The following is a 20,328-nucleotide window of genomic DNA, read 5'->3' on the forward strand; positions in this document are numbered from 1 at the left end:
TGGACGACGCCCTCGTGCGCGCCTGCGCCGACCGGCTGCCCGCCACCGTCGTCAACCAGTACGGCCCCGCCGAGGCCGCCGTCGACGTCACCGCCCGCCCCGCCGCCCTCGGCGAGCACACCACGGTCCCGCTCGGCCGGCCCGGCGCCGGCACCCGCGCCTACGTCCTCGACACCGCCCTGCGCCCCGTACTCCCCGCAGTGACCGGTGAGTTGTACCTGGCCGGCGCACAGCTCGCCCTCGGCTACCTCGGGCGGCCCGGGGAGAGCGCCGAACGGTTCGTCGCCGACCCCTTCGGGCCGCCCGGCACCCGGCTCTACCGGACCGGCGACCTCGCCCGCTGGAACCGGGACGGCGAGCTGGAGTTCCGTGGCCGCGCCGACGACCAGGTGAAGCTGGCCGGGGTCCGCGTGGAACCCGGCGAGGCGCGCGCCGCGCTCCTCGCCCATCCCGACGTGCGGGAGGCCGCCGTACTCGTCCGCGACGGACGGCTGCTCGGCTACGTCACCACCGGCTCCGCGGCCCTGTCCGGCACCGACCTGATCGGCCACCTGGCCGCCCGACTGCCCTCGTCGGCGGTCCCCGCGGACGTGCTGGTCCTCGACGCGCTCCCGCTCACCGCCGCCGGCAAGCTCGACCGGGCCGCGCTGCCCGCACCCGAGCCGCGCGCGAAGGCCACCGACCCGGCACCCACCGGCGCCGCGGAGACGATCCTGTGCGCACTCTTCGCCGAGCTGCTCCGACTCCCCGCGGCCGGCCCCCACGACAGCTTCTTCGCCCTCGGCGGCGACAGCATCTCCTCCATCCAACTGGTCGGCGCCGCACGACGGCGCGGTCTCCTGCTGACCCCGCGTCAGGTCTTCGAACAGCGCACCCCGGCGGCGCTGGCCGCCGTCGCCCGGCCGGTGCGCGAGGAGCGGGCCGTCCACGACCCCGGCACCGGCGAGGTGCCGCCGACCCCCGTCATGCACGCGCTGCGCGAACGCGGCGGCGACCACCGGCGGTTCAGCCAGTCGACGCTGGTCACCGTCCCCGCCGAGGTCACCGCCGACCGGCTGGAGACGGCCCTGCTCCGGCTCAGGGAGCACCACGCGATGCTCCGCGCCCGGCTGGACACCTCGGGCGGCTGGTCGCTGCGCGTTCCCGAGGAGACCCCGGCCGTCTCCATCCTGCGCACGGTGGAGGTGAGCGGCGACGACACCGAGCTGACCGAGGCGGTGCGCCGCGAGTCCGCCCGCGCCGTGCGCGAACTCGACCCCGAGCGGGGCGAGATGCTGCGGGCCGTCTTCCTCGACCGGGGCCGGTCACGCGCGGGCAGGCTGCTGCTGCTCGCCCACCACCTGGTCGTGGACGCCGTGTCCTGGCGGGTGCTCCTGCCCGACCTGGAGCAGGCGTGCGCCGCGGACCGGCCCGACGGCCCCCTGCCGCCGGTCGAGGTCTCGTTCCGCGCCTGGGCCCGCGCGCTCGCCGCGACCGCGTCCGACTGCCGAGGCGAACTGCCGTACTGGACCGGGGTGCTGAGCGGTGAACCATCCGGCCCGCCCGCCCCCGACCCGCTGCGGGACACCCCCGACACGGTCCGACGGCACGTCACGACGGTCCCCGCCGAGACCACCGAGGCGGTGCTCGGCGAGGTGACCGCCGCCTTCCACTGCGCCGACCAGGACGTGCTGCTGACCGCCCTCGCCCTCGCCGTCGGCGCCTGGCAGGGCGGCGGCGACCCCCTCGTACGCCTGGAGGGCCACGGCCGCGACGCCGGCGTCCTCGGCGAGCGCGAACCCTTCCGCACCGTGGGCTGGTTCACCACCGTCCACCCCGTGCGGCTCGGCCTGGGCGGCGCCGACCCGGCCCGCGCGCTCGACGACCCGGCCGAGGCCGGACGCGCGCTGAAGCACGTCAAGGAGGTGCTGCGGTCCGTCCCCGGCCACGGCGCGGGGTACGGCCGGCTCCGCCACCTCGACGCGGAGTCCGGCCCGGTGCTCGCCGCCCTGCCCGAGCCGCGTATCGGCTTCAACTACCTCGGCCGTCACGACGTGTCCGACGACGTGTCCGACGACGCGCCCGCCCCGGCCGACGGCGAGCGCGCCTGGACGCCCGCCCCGGAATCCGCAGCCCTGTGGCGCGAACCCGCGGCCCTCGGCGTCGACCTCGCCGTCGACCTGAACATGGCGGCACTGCGCCGCACCTCGGGCACCGAACTCTCGGTGACCTGGCAGTACGCCGAACGGATCGTGCCCGCCGAGCGCCTGGCCGCCCTCGCCGCCGACTGGCGGCGGGCCCTGGACGCCCTCGTGGCCGCGGCCCGCTCCGCGGCGGGCGGACACACCCCGTCCGACCTCGACCTGCTCACCATCGGCCAGGACGAGATCGACGCATTCGAAGACGAGTGGAGGACCCAGTGACCACCGGCGTGCCCTCGGGGCTGCGAGACATGCTCCCGCTCTCCCCGCTCCAGCAGGGGTTGTACTTCCTGTCGTCCTACGACGACAGCGCGCCGGACGTCTACACCGTGCAGATCGCGGTGGAGCTGCGCGGCCCCCTGGACACCCCTCGGCTGCGCCGTGCCGCCGAGGCCCTGCTCCAGCGGCACCCCAACCTGATGGCCGCCTTCCGGCAGCGCGGCAACGGCGAGCCCGTCACGCTGATCCCGCACCGGGTCGACCTGCCCTGGACCGAGGTCGACCTCTCCCGCACGGACCCGGAGGAAGCCGCGGACCGTCTCGGCCGGCTCACCGACGCCGACCGGCTCGCCCGGTTCGACCTGGCCACGCCCCCGCTGATCCGCCTCACCCTGGTCAGGACGGGGGAGGAGCACCACAGGCTGCTCTTCAGCCACCACCACCTGCTGCTCGACGGCTGGTCCACCGCCCGCGTCCTGCAGGAGCTGTTCGCCCTCTACGACGCGGACGGCGACCCCGCCGCCCTGCCGTCCGTCCCGCCCTTCCGGGACTACCTCGCCTGGGCCGCCCGCCGCGACCGGGCCGCCGACGAGGCCGCCTGGCGGCACGCCCTGGACGGACTCGACGGCCCCACCGTCGTCGCCCCCGCCCTCTCCGGCACCCCGGCGGCCGAACCCGCCACCCTGGACGTCGCCCTGGACCCGGACCTCGGCGCCGCCCTCACCGCCACCGCCCGCCGCCTCGACGTGACCGTACCGGTCGTCGTACAGACCCTCTGGGCGCTGGCCGTCGCCGCTCTCACCGGACGCGAGGACGTGGTCTGCGGCACCACCGTCTCCGGCCGCCCCGCCGAACTGCCCGGCGTCGAGCACATGGTGGGGCTGTTCATCAACACCCTGCCGTTCCGGGTGCGCCTGGACACCGACCCGGGCCTCGCCCTCGCGGAGCTGCTGCGCCGTCTCGCGCGGGAGCAGACCGCCCTGCTGCCCCACCACCACATCCCGCTCGCCGACGTGCAGCGGCTGGCCGGCTCGGGCGGTCCGCTCTTCGACACCCTGTGCGTCTTCGAGAACTACTGGGTGGACGGCGGCGAGGGCAGGAAGGGCGACGGCCTCCGCGTCGCCGCCGTCACCGGCCGGGACGCCACGCACTACCCGCTCACCCTGGTCGCCGCCCAGACCCCCGACGACGCAGTCGCCCTGCGGCTGCGCTACCGGCAGGACCTCTTCACGGCCGCCGACGCCGAACGGATCGCCGCCCGCCTGCGCCGCGCCGCCGAGGAACTCGTCCGCGACCCCGAACGCCCCCTGGCGCGACTGGACCTGCTCACCGCCGACGAGCGCGAACAGGTCCTGCGCGCCTTCAACTCCGACACCACCGACGTCGAACCCGCCACCCTCGGCCGCCTCTTCGAACGGCAGGCCGCCGCCCACCCCGGCCTGCCGGCCGTCGTGGACGGTCCGGCCACCCTCACCTACGCCGAACTCAACACCCGCGCAAACCGGTTGGCGCACCACCTGATCGGCCTGGGAGTGGGCCCCGAGGACGCGGTCGGCTGCGCGCTGCCGCGCGGTGTGCACACCGAGGTCGCCATGCTGGCCATCGCCAAGGCCGGCGGGGTCTTCGCCCCGCTCGACCCGGACCACCCCGCGAAGCGCCTCGCCCGGCTCGTCCGTTCCCTGGACGCCCGCGTCGTCCTCACCCCCGCCGGGACCACCGCCGAGGAGTGGGCCCCGGGCGCCACCGTCGTCCACCCCGACCTCGTCGACGAGGGACCCACGCACGACCCCGACGACCACGACCGCCGGGCCCCGCTGCGACTGGACAACAGCGCCTACGTCATCTTCACCTCCGGCTCCACCGGCGAGCCCAAGGGCGTGGTGATCCCGCACCGCCCGCTCGCCGACCTCGTCGCCTGGGCCAACGCCCGCTTCCGCACCCGACCCGGCGACAGGGTCACCCAGTTCGCCTCGCCCGTCTTCGACGTCACCTTCTGCGAGCTGGCCAACTCCCTGTTCTCCGGCGCCACCCTCGTCGTCGTCCCCGAGGAACGGCGGGCCGGGGAACCGCTGACCTCCTTCCTGCGCGAGGCGGACATCGACCTCGCGGTCATCCCGCCCTCCGTCGTCGCCAGCCTCCCGGCCGACGCCGGTCTCCCCGCCGGCATGGAACTGATCGTCGGCACCGAGGCGTTGCCGCCCGAGACCGTCCGCGCCTGGGCCGCGCGCCACCGCATGTACAACGCCTACGGCCCCACCGAGGCCGTGGTGAACTCCGCCACCTGGCCCGTGCCCCGCGACTGGAGCGGCGGCCCCGTCCCCATCGGCCCGCCGGACGTCAACAAGCGCGCCTACGTCCTCGACCGCCACCTGCGCCCGGTCGCCCCCGGCGTCCTGGGCGAGCTGTACCTCGCCGGCGCCGGCCTGGCCCGCGGCTACCTCGGCCGCCCCGGCACCACCGCCGACCGCTTCGTCGCCTGCCCCTTCGCCGGGCCCGGCACGCGCATGTACCGCACCGGGGACCTGGCCCGCTGGAACGCGGCCGGGGAGCTGGAGTACGCGGGCCGCACCGACCACCAGCTCAAGATCCGCGGGTTCCGGATCGAGCCGGCCGAGGTGGAGGCCGTACTGACCCGGCACCCGGACATCGCCCGCGCCGTGGTCACCGGGCACCGGGACGACCGCGGCGTGAAGCGGCTCGTCGCCCACGTCGTCCCGGCCGGTGAGCGGCGGCCCGCCCTCGCCGACGTGGCCGCCTGGGCGGGAGGGTCGCTGCCCGAGCACATGGTGCCCTCCGCCCTCGTCGTCCTGGACGCCCTGCCGCTGACCCGTGCCAACAAGATCGACCGGGCGGCGCTGCCCGCCCCCGAGTTCACCACCGCCACCGGCACCACCCCGCCCCGTACCGAGACCGAGCGGGTGCTCGCCGCCCTGTTCACCGAGGTCCTCGGCATCCCGGACGTCGGCGTCCAGGACGGCTTCTTCGCGCTCGGCGGCGACAGCATCTCCTCCATCCAGCTCGTCGGCGCCGCCCGCCGCAAGGGGCTGCTGCTGCGCCCGCGGGACGTCTTCGAGGGCCGCACGGTCGAGGCCCTGGCCCGGCTCGCCCGCCCCACCGCCACGCGGAGCCGGCCGCCCTCGGGCGACGAGACCGGGCACGCCCCGCTCACCCCGGTCCTGCGCAGGCTGGTGGAAGGCGGCGGCCCGATCACCGGCTACCACCAGTCCACGGTTCTGTACACGCCGCCCGGCACCCGCGCCGCCCACCTGCGCGCCGGTCTCGCCCAGGTCCTCGCCCACCACGCGGCCCTGCGCGCCCGCCTGACCGCCGACGGTCTGGACATCCCGCCGCCCGGCACCCCGGACGCGGCCACCCTCCTCACCCGGGTCGACGCCGTCGCGCTGCCCGGGGCCGGACTCCGCGCCGCGCTCGGCGAGCACGCCGCCCCGGCCGCCGCGGCCCTGGACCCGTACGCGGGGACCATGGTGCGCGCCGTGTGGCTCGACGCGGGCCCCGACCGCGACGGCCTGCTGGCCGTCCTCGTCCACCACGCCGTCGTCGACGGCGTCTCCTGGCGGGTGCTGACCGAGGACCTCGCCACCGCCTTCGAGGCCGCCCGCACCGGTACCCCGGCCGCCCTGCCCCCGGTCGGCACCCCGTGGCGCACCTGGGCCGCCGGGCTCACCGAGGCCGCCGCCCGGCCGGAGCGACGGGCGGAGGCCGGGCACTGGCACTCCGTCCTCACCGGCGCCACCGACCGGCTGGCCGCGCCCCTCGACCCCGGCGTGGACACCCACGCCACCCTGCGCACCGTCTCCGTACGACTGGAGCCCGGCACCGCCGGTACCCTGCTCGGCCCCCTCACCGCGCGCTACCACACCGGACCCGACGCCGTCCTGCTCACCGCGCTCGCCCTCGCCCTGGACACCCTGCGCGGTCGCCGGGCGCCCGTGACGGTCGACGTGGAGGGCCACGGACGCGTGGAGGAGGCGGTGCCCGGCGCCGACCTGTCCCGCACCGTCGGCTGGTTCACCAGCCTCCACCCCGTACTCCTGGACCTCACCGGCGCGTCCGGCTCCCACGACACCGCCCTCAAGCGGGTCAAGGAGCAGCTCCGGCAGGCCCCGGACCACGGCATCGGCCACGGACTGCTGCGCCACCTCGCCCCCGGCACCGACGCCGGACTCGCCGCGCTGCCCCAGCCGGAGATCGGCTACAACTACCTCGGCCGCTTCGGCACGCCCGACGACCCCACGGGTGCCGGGCCCCGGCCCTGGAGCCCGGCCCGGACCGGCTCCCTCGGCGGCGGCGCCGACCCCGGCCTGCCCGCCTCGCACACCCTCCAGCTCGACGCCTCCGTCGTGGACACCCCGGACGGCCCCGTCCTGCACGCCGCATTCCGCTTCCCCGAACGCCTCCTGGACACCGCCACCGTGGAACGCCTCGCCCGCCTGTGGCTGGAGGCCCTGCGCACCCTGGGGCGCCTCGCCGAGGACCCGGCGTCCGGCGGACACACCCCCTCCGACTTCCCGCTCGTGACCGTGGACCAGCACGAGATCGACGCCCTGGAGGAACACGGCCCGCTCGACGACCTGCTGCCGCTCTCCCCGCTCCAGGAGGGCCTCTTCTTCCTCGCCGGGCTGGGCGCCGAAGGGGAGGGGCCCGACGTCTACACCACGCAGCTCGTCCTCGACATCGAGGGCGACCTCGACGCCGAGCGGCTGCGCGCGGCTGCCCGGCACCTGCTGCGCCGCCACCCCAACCTGCGGGCGGGCTTCCACACCCGGCCCGGCGGCGACCCCGTACAGGCCGTGCCCGCCCACGACCACATGCCCTTCGCCGAACACCGGCTCGGCCCCGACCAGGAGCAGGAGGCCCGCTCCCTGCTCGCGGAGGAACGCGCCCGCCCCTTCGACCTCGCCCGCCCCCCGCTGATGCGGCTCACCGTCGTCCGCCTCGGCGAGGACCGCCGGCTCCTCGCGATCACCTCGCACCACATCCTGCTCGACGGCTGGTCGGGGCCGCTCCTCGTACGCGATCTGCTCGGGCTGTACCACGGCGAGCCCGAGCCCGCGCCGCGTCCCTACCGAGACCACCTGCGCCGGCTCGCCGGACGCGACCGGGAGGGCACGGCCCGCGCCTGGCGCGAGGCGCTGGCCGGACTCGACGGACCGACCCGGCTCGTGCCCACGGCGGCGGGCATGCCCGCGGGCGTGCCCGAACGCGTCGAGGTGGAGCTGCCCGACGGTCTCGCCGGACGGCTGACCGCCTTCGCCCGCGAGCGGCAGGTCACCGTCAACGCCGTGCTCCAGACGGCGTGGGGCCTGCTCCTCGGCCTGCTCACCGGGGGCGACGACGTCGTCTTCGGCGTCACCGTCTCCGGCCGCCCCGCCGACCTCGACGGCGCCGAGTCCATGATCGGACTCTTCATCAACACCGTGCCCGCCCGGGTCACGGCCCGCCCGGACGACACCCCGGCGGCGCTGGTGGCCGACGTGGCGGCCCGGCAGGCGGCGCTCATGGACCACCAGGACGAGTCGCTCAGCGAGATCCTGCGCGCCTGCGGACACCGCGAACTCTTCGACACCCTCGTCCTGTTCGAGAACTACCCGGTCGACGGCGAGCGACTGCGCCGCTCCGAGGCCCGCGCCGGAGTGCGCGTCACCGCCGCCGAGGGCCACGACGCCACCCACTACCCGCTCGTCCTCGTCGCGCTGCCCGGCACGGACCGGCTCGCACTCGCCCTCGACCACCGGCCGGAACTCCTCGACCGCGCGGCCACCGAGCGCCTCGCGCGCCTCCTGAGCGACATCCTCGCCGGCATCGTCGACGCGCCGGACCGTCCGGTGCACACCCTGCGTCCGGGCGGGGCCCGGCCGTACACCCTGCGCGGCCCGCGCCAGGAGATCACCGAGGCATCCCTCGCCGAGCGCTTCCTCGCACGGGCGGCGGCTGCCCCGTCCGCGACCGCGCTGGTGACCGGCGGACAGGAGTGGACCTACCGGCGGCTCGCCGACCGCGTCGGCGTCCTCGCCGAGCGGCTGACCGCCCGCGGCGCGCGCCCGGGGACCCTGGTCGGCGTCGCCCTGCCCCGCGGCGCCGACCTGGTCGCCGCGCTGCTCGCGGTCGCCGCCACCGGCGCCGCGTACCTGCCGGTCGACCCCGGCTTCCCCGCAGACCGCATCGCCTTCCTGCTGGACGACGCCCGGCCGCTGCTGCTCCTCGAACCCGGCTCACCGCTCCTCGACGACGGCCCGGCGGCCGGGCCCGCACCCTTCACACCGGTCCGCCCCCACCCGCACGGCACCGCGTACGTCATCCACACCTCCGGCTCCACCGGAACCCCCAAGGGCGTCGCCGTCACCCACCGCAACCTGGCCAACCTGCTGGACGCCATGGCCGACGTGACCGGGACCGGCCCCACGGACCGGCTCCTCGCCGTCACCACGGTCAGCTTCGACATCGCCGTACTGGAGCTGTTCACCCCGCTGGTCACCGGGGCCACCGTCGTCCTCGCCGACCACGACCAGGCCCGCGACCCGAGGCTCCTGGCGGCGCTGGCCGCCCGCACCGGCGCCCGCGTCCTCCAGGCCACCCCCTCCCTGTGGCGGGCGGTGGCGGAGAGCGCACCGCAGATCCTGCCCGGCCTGACCGTGCTGAGCGGCGGCGAACCCCTCGCCCCCGACCTCGCCGCCCGCCTCGCCGGGGACGGCGCCCGGCTCGTCAACCTCTACGGCCCGACGGAGACCACCGTCTGGTCCACCGCCGCCGAACTCCCGCACCCCGCCACCGACCCCCACGTGGGCACGCCCCTGCGCAACACCACCCTGCACGTCCTCGACGGCTGGCTGCGGCCCGTGCCGCAGGGCACACCCGGTGAGCTGTACATCGGCGGGGCCGGAGTCGCCGCCGGCTACCTCGGCAGGCCCGGCCAGACCGCCGGACGGTTCGTCGCCGACCCCTACGGCCCCCCGGGCGAACGCCTCTACCGGACCGGCGACATCGCCGCCTGGCGCCCGGACGGCACCCTGCGCGTCCTCGGCCGCGCCGACCACCAGCTCAAGGTGCGCGGCCACCGCGTCGAACCCGGCGAGATCGAGGCCGCGCTCCGCGCCCACCCCGGCGTCGGCGACGCCGTCGTCACCGGGCGGCCCGACGCCACCGGAGCCGTACGGCTCGTCGCCCACGTCACGGGCGACACCGAGGGGCTGCGCGAACACCTCGCCGCCCGGCTGCCGGAGTACCTGGTGCCGTCGGTGCTGGTGCCGCTGGCCGAACTGCCGCTCACCGCCAACGGCAAGGTCGACCGGGCCCGGCTGCCCGGCCCCGGGTCCCTCTCCGCGCCGTCGCGGGCCCCGCGCGATGCGCGGGAGGAGGTGCTGACCGGGCTCTTCGCCGACGTGCTCGGCCTGCCGTCGGCCGGCCCCGACGACGACTTCTTCGCCCTCGGCGGACACTCCCTGCTCGCCATGCGCCTCGCCAACCGCGTCCGGTCCGCCCTCGGCACCGGCGTCGCCCTGCGCGACGTCTTCGACCACCCCACGCCGGCCGCGCTCGCCGCGGCCGTCCTGCCCCGGCCCGGCGACCGCCTCCCCCCGGCCCGGCGCACCCTGGAGCCCGGGACCCGGCTGCCGCTCTCCTCCGCCCAGCTCCGGCTGTGGTTCCTGCACCGGCTGGAGGGCCCCGGCGCCACCTACAACCTCTTCTTCGCGCTGCGGCTGGGCCGCGGGCTCGACGTGGCCGCCCTGCGCGCCGCCGTCGGCGACCTGGTACGGCGCCACACGAGCCTGCGCACCGTCTTCCCCGAGGACGAGGGCACCCCCTACCAGCACGTCCTCGACACCGATAGCGCGCTGCGCGCCCTGCGCCTGGACCCCCGCCCGGTGCCGGAGGACGCCCTGCCCGAGGCCCTGCGCGCCGAGGCGACCGCCGCCGTCGACCTGACACGGGAGATCCCCCTGCGGGTCCGGCTGCTGCGGGCCGGCCCCGACCACGTGCTGACCGTGATGCTGCACCACATCGCCGGCGACGAGTGGTCGATGCGCCCCCTCACGGCCGACCTGCGCACCGCCTACGCCGCACGTGCCGAGGGCCGGGCCCCCGACTGGCCCGAACTCCCCGTCACCTACGGCGACTACGCCCTGTGGCAGCGGGAGGTCCTCGGCGACGAGGACACCCCCGGCAGCCCCGCGGCGATCCAGGCCGCCCACTGGCGCACCGTGCTCGCCGGCGCCCCCGGGGAACTCGCCCTCCCCTACGACCGCCCCCGCCCCGTCGCGGACGATCCGGCGGGCGCCACCGTGGAGTTCACGGTGCCCGCGCGGGCGCACCGCGCGCTGCGCGCCCTGACCGCCGAGACCGGCACCAGCCTCTTCATGGCCGCCCAGGCCGCACTGGGCGCCCTGCTGGCCGGGCACGGCGCCGGGACCGACCTGCCGATCGGCACACCGGTCGCCGGCCGCACCGACGCCGCTCTCGACGATCTCGTCGGGCTCTTCGTCAACACCCTCGTGCTCCGCACCGACCTCTCCGGGAACCCCACCTTCCGCGAACTCCTGGGCCGCGTACGGGAAACCGACCTGGCCGCCTTCGACCACGCCGACCTGCCCTTCGAACGGCTCGTGGAACTGCTCTCCCCGGAGCGGGTACTCGCCCGGCACCCCCTGTTCCAGGTGATGCTGGCCTTCCAGAGCCTCACCGGCGAGGCCCCGTCCCTCCCGGGCGTCGAGGTGAGCACCCTCGGCGCGGACCCCGGCACGGCCAAGTTCGACCTCGCCTTCACCCTCGCCGAACGCGCCGGCGCCGACGGCCTCACCGGCCTGCTCACCTACCGCACCGCCCTGTTCGACGCGGCCACCGCCCGCTCCCTCGCCGACCGGTACGCGACCCTGCTCGGCGCCCTCGCCGACGCCCCCGACGTGCCCTTCTGGCGCGTCCCCCTGCTCGATGACGGGGAACTGGCGCGACTGCGCGCCGTGAGCACCGGCGCGTCGCGCCCCCTGCCCGACACCACCCTCCCGCACCTGATCGCCGCCCGGCTGGCCGAGGACCCCCGCCGCACCGCCCTCGTCGACGACACCGGCAGCCTCGACCGGGCGGCCCTCGCCGACCGCACCGGCCGGCTGGCCCGCCTGCTCCGCGACCGGGGCGTGGGCCCCGGCGTCCGCGTCGCCGTCGCCCTGCCCCGCTCCACCGACCTCGTCGTCGCCCTGCACGCCGTCCACCGGGCCGGCGGCGCCTACGTCCCCGTCGACTCCGGACACCCCGCCGCACGCCTCGCCCACCAGCTCACCGACAGCGCGCCCGAGGTGCTGCTCACCGACGGCGCGCACGCCGCCCCGCTGCCCGTCCCGGCGGGCGTACGGCTCCTGCTGCTCGACGACCCCGCCACCCGCGCGGAACTCGCGGCGGCCGAACCGGCCGGCCCGCACCCCGCCCAGCGGGGCGACGACCCCGCCTACGTCCTGTACACCTCCGGCTCCACCGGCCGCCCCAAGGGCGTGGACGTCAGCCACCGCGCCGTCCTCAACCGGCTGCTGTGGATGGACGCCGCCCACCCGCTCGCCGCGGACGACCGGGTGCTCCAGAAGACCCCGGCCGGATTCGACGTCTCCGTCTGGGAGTTCTTCTGGCCGGCGCTCGCCGGGGTGCCCCTGGTCGTCCTCGCCGACGGCGCCCACCGCGACCCGGCCCGGGTGGCCGCCGCGATACGCCGCCACCGGGTCACCGTCGCCCACTTCGTGCCGTCCATGCTGGCCGCCTTCGCCGCCGAGGAGACCGCCGGCCGCACCGGCCTGCGCACCGTCTTCGCCAGCGGCGAGGCCCTGCCCGGACCCGTCGCGCGGGCCCTGCTCACCGCCCTGCCCGGCGTCCGCCTCCACAACCTGTACGGACCCACCGAGGCCGCCGTCGACGTCACCGCCTGGCCCGTCGGGACGGGACCCGTACCGGCCGCCGTGCCCATCGGACACCCCGTGTGGAACACGGGCACCCTCGTGCTCGACCCGTGGCTGCGCCCCGTGCCCGACGGCGTCACCGGCGAGCTGTACCTCACCGGCGTCCAGCTCGCCCGCGGCTACCACGCGCGCCCGGCGCTGACCGCCGAACGGTTCCCCGCCCACCCGTGGGGGCCGCCGGGCAGCCGCATGTACCGCACCGGGGATCTGGTGCGCCGGGGGCCCGGCGGCGCCCTCGTCTTCGCCGGCCGGGCCGACGGCCAGGTCAAGCTGCGCGGACTGCGCGTGGAGACCGGCGAGATCGAGGCGGTGCTCGCCGCCCACCCGGAGGTCACCGCGTGCGCGGTCGTGGTCCGCGAGGACCGGCCGGACCGGCGTGTCCTCGTCGGCTATCTGGTACCGGACGACGCCGGCCGGGAACAGGCCGACATCCGGCGGCACCTGGCGGAGCACCTGCCGGAGCACATGGTGCCCACCGCCCTCGTGGCCCTGGACCGACTGCCCCTGACCCCCAGCGGCAAGCTCGACCGCGCCGCGCTGCCCGCCCCCGACCTCGCCGCCGACGCCACCGGCACCGCCCCGCGCGGCATGCGCGAGGCCCTGCTCACCGGCCTCTTCGCCGAACTCCTCGGCGTCCCCGGGGCCGGTGCCGAGGACAGCTTCTTCGCCCTCGGCGGCGACAGCATCCTCTCCCTCCAACTGGTCGCCCGCGCCCGCCGCGACGGCCTCCTCCTCACCCCGAGGGACGTCTTCGCACACCGGACGCCGGCCGCCCTCGCCCGCGTCGCCGGCGACGGCGCGCACAGCGCCCCACCGCCCGTGCCCGCCACCGGACGCGCCCCCCTCACCCCCCTGATGCGCTGGGCCCTGGACCGCGGCCCGCTGGACGGCGTGTTCCAGTACCAGCACCTCGTCACACCGCCCGGCACCACCCGCGCCACGCTGACCGCCGCCCTGGACGCGCTGCTGGCCCGGCACCCCGCCCTGCGCGCCCGCCTCGTCACCACCGGCGGGGAACACGCCCTCGACCTCCCCGCACCCGGCACCCCGGACGGCGCCGGCGTCCTGCTTTACGCCGACCTCTCGGGCACCGCCGACGACGCCCTGCCAAAGCTGCTCGCCGAGCACGCCGCCCGCGCCGTCGCCGGGCTCGACCCCGCCCACGGACGGATGGTCCGGGCCCTGTGGTGCGACCGCGGACCCGGCCGCGAGGGGCGGCTGCTGCTCGCCGTGCACCACCTCGCCGTGGACGGCGTCTCCTGGCGCGTCCTGCTCCCCGAACTCGCCGCCGCCCACCAGGCCGCCCGCGACGGCCGCGCCTGGCAGGCCCCGGCCCCCGGCACCTCCTTCCGGCAGTGGACCCTCGCCCTCGCCGACGCCGGGCGCGCACGGGCGAGGAGCGCCGAGGCCGAGGTGTGGCGCGAGCGGGACGAACGGGCCCGGCGGCTCCTCGGAGACCGGCCCTTCGACCCCGCCCGCGACACCCGGGAGACCGTACGCACCCTGACCCGCACCCTGGACGGCGCCACCACCCGCGCCCTGCTCACCGAGACGCCCGCCCTGGTCCACGGCACCGTGCAGGACGTCCTCGTGGCCGCCCTCGCCGTGGCCCTCGCCACCTGGCGGCACGAGCGCGGGCAGGGCGGCGAACCCGCCGACGTCGCCGCCGTCGAGGGCCACGGCCGGGAAGAGGCGCTGCTGCCCGGCAGCGACCTGTCCACCACCGTCGGCTGGTTCACCAGTTGGTACCCGGTGGTCCTCGACACCGGCGACGTCTCCCCGGACCAGGCCCTGACCGACCCCGTCGCCGCCCGGCGGCTCCTGGCCACGGTCAAGGAACACCTGCGCCGGACCCCGGACTCGGGCATCGGACACGGACTGCTGCGCCAGTCCCGGGGGCGCCCGCACGGCTCCCACGACCCGGAGATCGTCCTCAACTACCTCGGACGCCTCGACCGCGCCGGAGGGCCGGCAACCCCGGCGGCGGACGCCGAAGCGGCCACGCCCTGGCGCCACGCACCCGAGCCGCTGCCGGCGCCGCACCTCGCGCACCCCGCCGCGGCACCCGTCCTCTTCCCGCTCGAAGTCATCGCCTCCACCGTCGAGGGGGAGGACGGACCCGTCCTCACCGCACGGTGGGCGTACGCCGAGGGGCTCCTCGCCGAGGAGGACGCCCACGCCCTGGCCGGGCTGTGGAGCCGGACGCTGGAAGCCTTCGCCCAACACCGTGCCGCCCCCGCGCACACCCCGTCCGACTTCCCGCTCGTCACCCTGAGCCCCGCGGACGTCGACGCGCTGCACCACCGGCTGCCCGCCCTCACCGACGTCTGGCCGCTCACCCCGCTCCAGGAGGGCCTGTACTTCCTGAGCGCGTACGCGGACGAGGAACTCGACGTCTACACCATGCAGCTCGCGCTCCGCCTGGACGGCGCGGTCGACTCCGCCGCCCTGCACGCCGCCGCCACGGAACTGCTCTCACGCCACGACAACCTGCGGACGGCCTTCGTCGCCACCCCCTCCGGGACACCCGTCCAGGTCGTCCTGGACGCCGCCGCGGTGACCCCCGACTGGACCGACACCGACCTGTCCGGCCTCGCGGCCGAAGAGCGAGAAGAGGCCCTGCGCGCCCTGCTGCACGAGGACCGCACCCGCCGCTTCGACCTCGCGGTACCCCCGCTCCTGCGACTGCGCCTGGTACGGCTCGGCCCGGACGAGACGGTCCTCGTCCTCACCAACCACCACGCCGTACTCGACGGCTGGTCGGTACCGCTCCTGGTCAGGGAGGTCCTGGAGCTGTACGCCACCCGCACGGCGGGGGCCCCGCCACCGCCCCGGCGCCGCCCCTTCCGGGACTTCCTGGCCTGGCTCGCCCGGCAGGAACCCGGGGCGGCCGAACGGGCCTGGCGGCGGGCGCTCGACGGCGTCACCGAGCCCACCCTGCTCGCCCCGCCCTCCGGCGCCGACGGCACCGCGCTCTCGCGCCGGCTGTCGGTCGTCCTCGACGAGGAGCTGCGCACCGGCCTGGACACCCTGGCGCGCACCGCCGACGTCACCCGCAACACGGTCGTCCAGTACGCCTGGGGGGTGCTGCTCGCCCGGCACACCGGCCGCGCCGACGTCGTCTTCGGGGCCACCGTCTCCGGCCGCCCGCCGGAGCTGGACGGCGCGCACGACATGGCGGGCCTGTTCATCAACACCCTCCCGGTCCGGGTCCGCGAGGAGCGCGGCGAGAGCGTGCGGCAGGCCCTGGCCCGCCTCCAGGACGAGCAGTCCCGGCTCTCCGCCCACCAGCACCTCGGCCTCTCCCACCTCCAGCGGATCGCCGGAACCGGCGAACTCTTCGACACCCTCCTGGTGTTCGAGAACTATCCGGTGGACGCCGACGGGCTGCGCCGCGCCGAGCGCTCCGGCGCCCTGGCCGTCACCGGCGGCGAGAGCGCCGACGCCACCCACTACCCCCTCACCCTCGCCGTGGTGCCGGACGCCGGACGCCTCACCCTGGAGTACCGCCCCGACCTGTTCGACGAGGAGCGGGCCGCCGCGCTGCTGCGGCGGCTGGTGCACCTGCTCGGCACGCTCGCCGCCGACCCCGGCGCCCCCGCCCACCGGATCGAGGCGCTGACCCCCGGGGAACGCCACACCCTGCTCGGGGAGCGGAACGCCACGGCCCGCCCGCATCCGGAGCGCACCCTGCCCGACCTGCTCGCCGCCGCGACCGCACGCGGACCCGCGCGGCCCGCCGTGGTCCACGGCGGGACCACCCTCACCTTCGCCGGACTCGCCGAACGCTCCGCCCGCCTCGCCCACGAACTGATCGCCCGCGGTGCCGGTCCCGAGGACGTCGTCGCGCTCATGCTGCCGCGCACCGAGGAGATGCTGGTGGCGATCCTGGCCGTGCTCAAGGCCGGCGCCGCCTACCTCCCGCTGGACCCCGCCCACCCCGACGAACGGCTCGCCTTCACGCTGGACGACGCGGCCCCCGGCGTCCTGCTGACCACCCGGGCACTGCGGACCCGGGTGCCCGACCGCCACGCGGCCGGCGTCCTCGTCCTCGACGACCCCGCCACCCGCGCCCGGCTGGCCGCCCGCCCGTCCACCGACCCCGGCGATGCGGAACGCCTGCGCCCCCTGCGCCCCGGCCACCCGGCCTACGTCATCCACACCTCCGGGTCCACCGGCACCCCCAAGGGCGTCGTGGTCAGCCACGCCAACCTCGTCAACCTCTTCCACAGCCACCGCCGGACCCTGTACACCCCGCTCGCCGAGCGCACGGGACGGGAGCGGCTGCGCGTCGGGCACGCCTGGTCGTTCTCGTTCGACGCCTCCTGGCAGCCGCAGCTCTGGCTCCTGGACGGGCACTGCGTCCACATCCTCTCCGACGACCTGCGACACGACCCCGAAGCGCTCCACCGGTACCTCGGGGACCACCGGATCGACTTCGTGGAACTGGCCCCCTCCCTGCTCGCCCAGCTCGAACAGGCCGGGCTCACCGCCGGCGGCGACTGCCCGGTGCCCCTGCTCGGCGTCGGCGGCGAGGCCGTCCCCGACACCCAGTGGTCCCGGCTGCGCGCGCTGACCACCACCGAGGTGGTGAACCTGTACGGGCCCACCGAGTGCACGGTCGACTCCCTCCAGGCGTTCGTCCGCGACAGCGACCGGCAGGTCGTCGGGCACCCCGTGGACAACGCCCGGGTCCACCTGCTCGACGCCGCGCTGCGCCCGGTGCCGCCCGGCGTGCCGGGGGAGCTGTACGTGGCGGGTGCGGGCCTGGCCCGCGGCTACCTGGGGCGGCCGGGCCTGACCGCCGGGCGCTTCGTCGCCGACCCCTTCGGCGGGGACGGCGGACGGCTCTACCGCACCGGAGACCTCGCCCGCCGGACGCCCGGGGGCGCCGTGGAGTTCCTCGGCCGTACCGACGACCAGGTGAAGATCCGCGGCTTCCGCGTCGAGCCCGGCGAGATCGAGACCGCCCTGCTCGCCCACCCCGGCGTCGCCCAGGCGGCCGTCGTGGCCCGCGAGGACGGCGGTGTCCGCCGGCTCGTCGGATACGCCGCCGGCCGCGAGGGCGCCGCACCGGACCCCGAGGCCCTGCGCGGCCACCTGGCCGCCACGCTCCCGGACCATCTGGTGCCCGCGGCCGTGGTGGTGCTGGACGCCCTGCCGGTCACCGCCAACGGCAAACTCGACCGGGACCGGCTGCCGGCACCCGACTTCTCCCGCGCGGCGGCCGGCGGACGGGCCCCGCGCGGTGCGGCGGAGACCGCGCTGTGCGCCGCCATGGCCACGGTGCTGAACCTGCCCTCGATCGCCGCGGACGCCGACTTCTTCGCCCTCGGCGGCGACAGCATCGTCTCCATGCAGCTCGTGGGGCGGCTGCGCGCCGAGGGCTGGCAGGTGTCGCCGCGCCAGGTCTTCGCCCTGCGCACCCCGGCGGCCCTCGCGGCCGAGCTGAAGCGGGACGCCCCGGCCCGCACGGACGATCCGGCGGGCCGCCGCGGACGGGTACCGGTGACACCGGTCGTCGAGTGGCTGCGGGAACTCGGCGGCCCGCTGGGCGCGTACTCGCAGGCCACGGTGGTCCAGGTACCCGCCGCGCTCCGGCGCCGCGAACTGGACGCCGCGCTCCAGGCCCTCCTGGACCGCCACCACCTGCTGCGGTCCCGCCTGGACCGCTCCGGAGGGGGAGCGTGGTCCTTCCTCGTCCCCGAGCCGGGCACGGTCGACGCGGCCGGGCTGATCGAACGGGTGGACGTCACCGACGTCCCGGCCGGGCGCGAACTGGCCCGCGTGATGGGCGGGAAGCTGCTCGCCACCACGGGCGCGCTCGACCCCGACGGAGGCCGGATGCTGCGGGCCGTCTGGTTCGACGCGGGGCCCCGGCGGCCCGGACGCCTGCTGCTGCTCCTGCACCACCTGGTCGTGGACGGCTACTCGTGGCGCGTCCTGCACCCCGACCTCAAGGACGCCTGGGAACAGGCACGGGCCGGACGCACGCCCGAACTGCCGCCCGTACCCACCTCGTTCGCCACCTGGGCGCGGGAACTCGCCCGCGCCGCCGGGACACCCGAGCGGGAGGCGGAGCTGGACCACTGGCGGCGGACGCTGGCCGCCGACCCCGGCGGCCTGGGGGACCGTCCGCTCGACCCGGCCACGGACACCGTACGCACCCTCGACCACCTGCGCGTCGAACTGCCCCCGGAGATCACCGGGCCCCTCCTGGGCGCCGTGGCAGCCGGCACCGGGAGCACCGTCGACGCCGTCCTGCTGGGCGCCCTCACTCACGCCCTCGCCCGCCTGCGCTCCCGCCGGTCCGGCACGGGGACGGCGGCCCGCACCGTGATCGCCATGGAGGGGCACGGCCGCGAGCCCGACGCCGTCCCGGGCACCGATCCGTCGCGCACGGTCGGCTGGTTCACCTCGGTGTACCCGGTCCTGCTGGACGCCGAGGGCGTCGACCTGGACGCCCCCGACGCGCTGCCGGTGCTCGCCGACCGCGCGGCCCGCGCCCTGGCGGCCGTGCCCGACAAGGGGATCGGCTACGGCATGCTGCGCCACCTCAACCCGCGTACGGGTCCGGCACTGGCGGCCCTGGGCGCACCCCAGGTGCAGTTCAACCACCTCGGCCGCTTCGGCTCGCCGGCCGGGGCGTCCGCGGACGGGGCCGCCGGGCCGGACGGGGACTGGTCGACGGCCCCGGAGACCAGCGGTTTCAGCGGCGGGCGCGATCCGGACATGCCGGTCGGGTACCTGCTCGACATCACGGTGTCGGCGGTCGACGGACCGGACGGTCCCGTGCTGGGCACCGGCATCGTGTGGCCGGGCGCGGCACTGCCACGGCAGGAGGTGGAGGCGTTCGCCCGGGACTGGCTGGCGGCGCTGCGGGAAACGGTACGGGCCCGCACGGAGGCAGGCCCGGGGGAGTGAGGGGACGGCGGTGTGCGCCGGCCGGCGACCGGCGCACACCGGCCGGCTCAGAGCCGCTTCAGCACGGCCTCGATCTCGTCGACGGCGCCGTTGGCGAAGGAGTACGTGCACACCCCGTAGTGCTTGACGGGGTAGGCGTGGCCGGCCTTCACGGCGGGGACGCCCTTCCACAGCTTGTTCCCGAGGAGTTCCCGGGTGGGCGGCGGCACGGAGCCGTCGAACTGGCCGACGTAGAGCAGCACGGTGCAGTCGTCGAGGACGTCGAGCTGCTCGTAGCTCTTCTCGACGAAACCGGCCTCGTCGGCGGGGATGCCCGCGCCGATCCTCAGCCCGAGGTCCCGCATCACCGTCAGCAACGGGGAGCCGAGGTAGAACTTGCCGCTCTGCCCGCCGCTCAGGGAGGCCCAGGTCGAGGAGGCGATCTGCTTCTCGTAGGTCTTGCGCACCTGCGCGACCCGCTCCTCGTACGCCTTCCTGGCCTCGGTGAGCCGGTCCTCGCGGTTCACCGCCTTGGCGATCTTGGCGACCTGCTCGTGCCACAGGGCGCCGCTGGTGCCCCATTCGAAATAGGCGACGGGGGCGATCTTCGCCAGCGGCTCCGTCTTGTCCTTGTAGAACTGGTCGAGGATCAGGTCGGGCTTCAGGGCCGCGATGGCCTGGGCGTTGGGGGTGCCGGGGGCGCCGATCGTCCTGACGTCCTTGAGCTTGTCGTAGGAGTCGGCGGGCATGAGGGTCGGTACGGCGGTGCCGTCCGGGACTCCGACGGGGACGAGGCCGAGGTCGAGCAGCATCAGGGCGTCGTAGTTGACGGTGGCGACGACCCGCCGGGGGTTCTCCGGCACGGTGACCGTGCCGTTGTCGGTCTTGAGCTGCCGGGTGGCTCCGGGTGCGCCGTCCTTCGCCGTGTCCTTCCCGGCGTCGTCGTCCGATCCGTTCACGCCGCAGGCGGTCAGCGCGAGTGCCGCTCCGGCTCCCGCCAGCCCGCCGAGGAACCTTCTGCGGTCGAGGGCGACCGGCAGGGTGCGCGAACGCGTCATGTCCGTTTCTCC

3 protein-coding genes (1 of these 3 running past the window's edge) are annotated in these 20,328 nt (G+C 76.5%); 2 read left to right on the forward strand and 1 reads right to left on the reverse strand.

Annotated features, from left to right (window positions below):
* Both J5Y05_RS06290 and J5Y05_RS06295 read left to right on the forward strand, forming a co-directional pair.
* A protein-coding gene (locus J5Y05_RS06290) for a non-ribosomal peptide synthetase (RefSeq protein ID WP_307853723.1) crosses the window boundary here: on the forward strand, positions 1-2,402 show its end. 13,042 nt of this gene lie to the left of the window's left edge; the window shows 2,402 of its 15,444 coding nt (coding positions 13,043-15,444); its start codon lies beyond the left edge, outside the window; its stop codon occupies positions 2,400-2,402.
* Entirely contained in the window at positions 2,399-19,279 is a 16,881-nt protein-coding gene (locus tag J5Y05_RS06295; protein WP_210868908.1) for a non-ribosomal peptide synthetase, read from the forward strand. The genes J5Y05_RS06290 and J5Y05_RS06295 overlap by 4 nt, the downstream gene beginning before the upstream one ends.
* A 47-nt stretch (positions 19,280-19,326) precedes the next feature.
* Here the strand turns inward: J5Y05_RS06295 and J5Y05_RS06300 are convergent, their stop codons facing one another.
* Positions 19,327-20,316 (reverse strand): ABC transporter substrate-binding protein, encoded by a 990-nt coding sequence (locus tag J5Y05_RS06300; RefSeq protein ID WP_210868909.1) that lies wholly within the window; start codon positions 20,314-20,316, stop codon positions 19,327-19,329.
* Positions 20,317-20,328: the final 12 nt, after the last annotated feature.

This window comes from Streptomyces tagetis (assembly GCF_018069565.1).
In the GTDB taxonomy this organism is placed as follows: Bacteria; Actinomycetota; Actinomycetes; order Streptomycetales; family Streptomycetaceae; genus Streptomyces; species Streptomyces tagetis.